1 tRNA gene and 3 rRNA genes are annotated in these 5,048 nt (G+C 49.3%); all 4 read right to left on the bottom strand.

From position 1 onward, the window contains the following. Nucleotide 1: 1 nt before the first annotated feature. Nucleotides 2–117 (bottom strand): 5S ribosomal RNA (rrf, locus tag H7T98_RS10060). A gap of 83 nt (nt 118–200) precedes the next feature. Next, nucleotides 201–3,100, bottom strand: a 23S ribosomal RNA gene (locus H7T98_RS10055). Nucleotides 3,101–3,246: 146 nt separating this feature from the next. Then, nucleotides 3,247–3,319: transfer RNA gene (locus H7T98_RS10050), tRNA-Ala, on the bottom strand. A gap of 54 nt (nt 3,320–3,373) precedes the next feature. Then, nucleotides 3,374–4,921: ribosomal RNA gene (locus H7T98_RS10045) — 16S ribosomal RNA — on the bottom strand. The 16S, 23S and 5S rRNA genes sit together here with 1 tRNA gene alongside, the layout of an rRNA operon. Nucleotides 4,922–5,048 lie beyond the last annotated feature (127 nt).

Here is a 5,048-nt window from a genome sequence, read left to right as displayed (position 1 = left end):
CGCTAAGCGACTACCGTATCTAACAGGGGGCAACCCCCAACTACATCAGGCGTACTAGGGCTTAACTTCTGTGTTCGGCATGGGAACAGGTGTATCTCCTAGGCTATCATCACTTAACTCTGAGTATTCTCAACTCAAAATTGAATATCTATACTGTATCAAGAAACCAAATCGTTGTCAATATGTCTCAGTTACTTTCTTTGGATAAGTCCTCGAGCTATTAGTATTAGTCCGCTACATGTGTCACCACACTTCCACTTCTAACCTATCAACCTGATCATCTCTCAGGGCTCTTACTGATATAAAATCATGGGAAATCTCATCTTGAGGTGGGCTTCACACTTAGATGCTTTCAGCGTTTATCCCTTCCCTACATAGCTACCCAGCGATGCTCTTGGCAGAACAACTGGTACACCAGCGGTAAGTCCACTCTGGTCCTCTCGTACTAGGAGCAGATCCTCTCAAATTTCCTACGCCCGCGACGGATAGGGACCGAACTGTCTCACGACGTTCTGAACCCAGCTCGCGTGCCGCTTTAATGGGCGAACAGCCCAACCCTTGGGACCGACTACAGCCCCAGGATGCGACGAGCCGACATCGAGGTGCCAAACCTCCCCGTCGATGTGAACTCTTGGGGGAGATAAGCCTGTTATCCCCAGGGTAGCTTTTATCCGTTGAGCGATGGCCCTTCCATGCGGAACCACCGGATCACTAAGCCCGACTTTCGTCCCTGCTCGAGTTGTAGCTCTCGCAGTCAAGCTCCCTTATACCTTTACACTCTGCGAATGATTTCCAACCATTCTGAGGGAACCTTTGGGCGCCTCCGTTACCTTTTAGGAGGCGACCGCCCCAGTCAAACTGCCCGTCAGACACTGTCTCCGATAGGGATAACCTATCTGGGTTAGAGTAGCCATAACACAAGGGTAGTATCCCAACAACGCCTCACTCGAAACTGGCGTCCCGAGGTCATAGGCTCCTACCTATCCTGTACATGTGGTACAGATACTCAATATCAAACTGCAGTAAAGCTCCATGGGGTCTTTCCGTCCTGTCGCGGGTAACCTGCATCTTCACAGGTACTAAAATTTCACCGAGTCTCTCGTTGAGACAGTGCCCAAATCATTACGCCTTTCGTGCGGGTCGGAACTTACCCGACAAGGAATTTCGCTACCTTAGGACCGTTATAGTTACGGCCGCCGTTTACTGGGGCTTCAATTCATACCTTCGCTTACGCTAAGCACTCCTCTTAACCTTCCAGCACCGGGCAGGCGTCACCCCCTATACATCATCTTACGATTTAGCAGAGAGCTGTGTTTTTGATAAACAGTTGCTTGGGCCTATTCACTGCGGCTGACCATAAGTCAGCGCCCCTTCTCCCGAAGTTACGGGGCCATTTTGCCGAGTTCCTTAACGAGAGTTCTCTCGCTCACCTGAGGCTACTCGCCTCGACTACCTGTGTCGGTTTGCGGTACGGGTAGAGTATAATTAACGCTAGAAGCTTTTCTCGGCAGTGTGACATCACTAACTTCGCTACTAAACTTCGCTCCCCATCACAGCTCAATGTTATAGATATAAGCATTTAACTCATATCACACCTCACTGCTTGGCCAGACACTTCCAATCGTCTGGTTTAGTTAGCCTACTGCGTCCCTCCATCACTATATACTCTAGTACAGGAATATCAACCTGTTGTCCATCGGATACACCTTTCGGTCTCTCCTTAGGTCCCGACTAACCCAGGGCGGACGAGCCTTCCCCTGGAAACCTTAGTCTTACGGTGGACAGGATTCTCACCTGTCTTTCGCTACTCATACCGGCATTCTCACTTCTATGCGCTCCAGCACTCCTCACGGTACACCTTCTTCGCACATAGAACGCTCTCCTACCATACCTATAAAGGTATCCACAGCTTCGGTAATATGTTTTAGCCCCGGTACATTTTCGGCGCAGGGTCACTCGACTAGTGAGCTATTACGCACTCTTTGAATGAATAGCTGCTTCTAAGCTAACATCCTAGTTGTCTGTGCAACCCCACATCCTTTTCCACTTAACATATATTTTGGGACCTTAGCTGGTGGTCTGGGCTGTTTCCCTTTCGACTACGGATCTTAGCACTCGCAGTCTGACTGCCGATTATATCTCGTTGGCATTCGGAGTTTATCTGAGATTGGTAATCCGGGATGGACCCCTCACCCAAACAGTGCTCTACCTCCAAGAGACTTAACATCGACGCTAGCCCTAAAGCTATTTCGGAGAGAACCAGCTATCTCCAAGTTCGTTTGGAATTTCTCCGCTACCCACAAGTCATCCAAGCACTTTTCAACGTGCCCTGGTTCGGTCCTCCAGTGAGTTTTACCTCACCTTCAACCTGCTCATGGGTAGGTCACATGGTTTCGGGTCTACGACATGATACTAATGCGCCCTATTAAGACTCGGTTTCCCTACGGCTCCGTCTCTTCAACTTAACCTCGCATCATATCGTAACTCGCCGGTTCATTCTACAAAAGGCACGCTCTCACCCATTAACGGGCTCGAACTTGTTGTAGGCACACGGTTTCAGGTTCTATTTCACTCCCCTCCCGGGGTGCTTTTCACCTTTCCCTCACGGTACTGGTTCACTATCGGTCACTAGAGAGTATTTAGGGTTGGGAGATGGTCCTCCCAGATTCCGACGAGATTTCTCGTGTCTCGCCGTACTCAGGATACTGCTAGGTATAAAGACTATTTCGAATACGAGGCTATTACTCTCTTTGGCCTACCTTCCCAGGTAGTTCTTCTATAATCTTTAAGTCCACGTTGCAGTCCTACAACCCCGAAGAGTAAACTCTTCGGTTTGCCCTCTTGCCGTTTCGCTCGCCGCTACTAAGGCAATCGCTTTTGCTTTCTCTTCCTGCAGCTACTTAGATGTTTCAGTTCACTGCGTCTTCCTCTACATTACCTTAACAGTAATGAGTGACAGGCATTACCTGCCGGGTTCCCCCATTCGGACATCTCTGGATCATTGCTCACTTACAGCTCCCCAAAGCATTTCGTCGTTAGTCACGTCCTTCATCGGCTTCTAGTGCCAAGGCATCCACCGTGCGCCCTTATTAACTTAACCTTATTTTGGTCTTTCGACCTAACTCATTAAATATTCACAGCGTTTCGGTTTATTTTCTTGTTACTATCTATATGTAATTAATTACATATGGAATTTGATATAGATATTCAATTTTCAATGGACAATACTTGAATCTTTCGATTCAATGGAGCCTAGCGGGATCGAACCGCTGACCTCCTGCGTGCAAAGCAGGCGCTCTCCCAGCTGAGCTAAGGCCCCACAAGACCTCTCAAAACTAAATAAGAAACTCAAGTACATTCCGTTTTTCCTTAGAAAGGAGGTGATCCAGCCGCACCTTCCGATACGGCTACCTTGTTACGACTTCACCCCAATCATCTATCCCACCTTAGGCGGCTGGCTCCAAAAGGTTACCTCACCGACTTCGGGTGTTACAAACTCTCGTGGTGTGACGGGCGGTGTGTACAAGGCCCGGGAACGTATTCACCGCGGCGTGCTGATCCGCGATTACTAGCGATTCCGACTTCATGTAGGCGAGTTGCAGCCTACAATCCGAACTGAGATTGGCTTTAAGAGATTAGCTTGCCGTCACCGACTCGCAACTCGTTGTACCAACCATTGTAGCACGTGTGTAGCCCAGGTCATAAGGGGCATGATGATTTGACGTCATCCCCACCTTCCTCCGGTTTATTACCGGCAGTCTCGCTAGAGTGCCCAACTGAATGATGGCAACTAACAATAGGGGTTGCGCTCGTTGCGGGACTTAACCCAACATCTCACGACACGAGCTGACGACAACCATGCACCACCTGTCACCGATGTACCGAAGTAACTTTCTATCTCTAGAAATAGCATCGGGATGTCAAGACCTGGTAAGGTTCTTCGCGTTGCTTCGAATTAAACCACATGCTCCACCGCTTGTGCGGGCCCCCGTCAATTCCTTTGAGTTTCAACCTTGCGGTCGTACTCCCCAGGCGGAGTGCTTAATGCGTTAGCTGCGGCACTGAATCCCGGAAAGGATCCAACACCTAGCACTCATCGTTTACGGCGTGGACTACCAGGGTATCTAATCCTGTTCGCTCCCCACGCTTTCGAGCCTCAGCGTCAGTTACAGACCAGAGAGCCGCTTTCGCCACCGGTGTTCCTCCATATATCTACGCATTTCACCGCTACACATGGAATTCCACTCTCCCCTTCTGCACTCAAGTTTGACAGTTTCCAAAGCGAACTATGGTTGAGCCACAGCCTTTAACTTCAGACTTATCAAACCGCCTGCGCTCGCTTTACGCCCAATAAATCCGGACAACGCTCGGGACCTACGTATTACCGCGGCTGCTGGCACGTAGTTAGCCGTCCCTTTCTGGTAAGCTACCGTCACAGTGTGAACTTTCCACTCTCACACTCGTTCTTGACTTACAACAGAGCTTTACGATCCGAAAACCTTCTTCACTCACGCGGCGTTGCTCGGTCAGGGTTGCCCCCATTGCCGAAGATTCCCTACTGCTGCCTCCCGTAGGAGTCTGGGCCGTGTCTCAGTCCCAGTGTGGCCGATCACCCTCTCAGGTCGGCTATGTATCGTCGCCTAGGTGAGCCGTTACCTCACCTACTAGCTAATACAACGCAGGTCCATCTTGTAGTGGAGCAATTGCCCCTTTCAAATAAATGACATGTGTCATCCATTGTTATGCGGTATTAGCTATCGTTTCCAATAGTTATCCCCCGCTACAAGGCAGGTTACCTACGCGTTACTCACCCGTTCGCAACTCATCCAAGAAGAGCAAGCTCCTCTCTTCAGCGTTCTACTTGCATGTATTAGGCACGCCGCCAGCGTTCGTCCTGAGCCAGGATCAAACTCTCATTAAAATCTTTAATAATTGTTCGAGCGTTAACTCATTACCGTCGTCTGACGATTTATTCTTGTAAATTGACAGGTTATAATTTCTTCTATCATAACCCTGCACTTGGTTTCTTATTCAGTTCTCAAAGGTCT

It is taken from the genome of Streptococcus sp. 23.2 (assembly GCF_016648665.1).
In the GTDB taxonomy this organism is placed as follows: Bacteria; Bacillota; Bacilli; order Lactobacillales; family Streptococcaceae; genus Streptococcus; species Streptococcus salivarius_E.
Note: the sequence above shows the minus strand (reverse complement) of the source record. Positions and strands in the feature narration are given on the sequence as shown.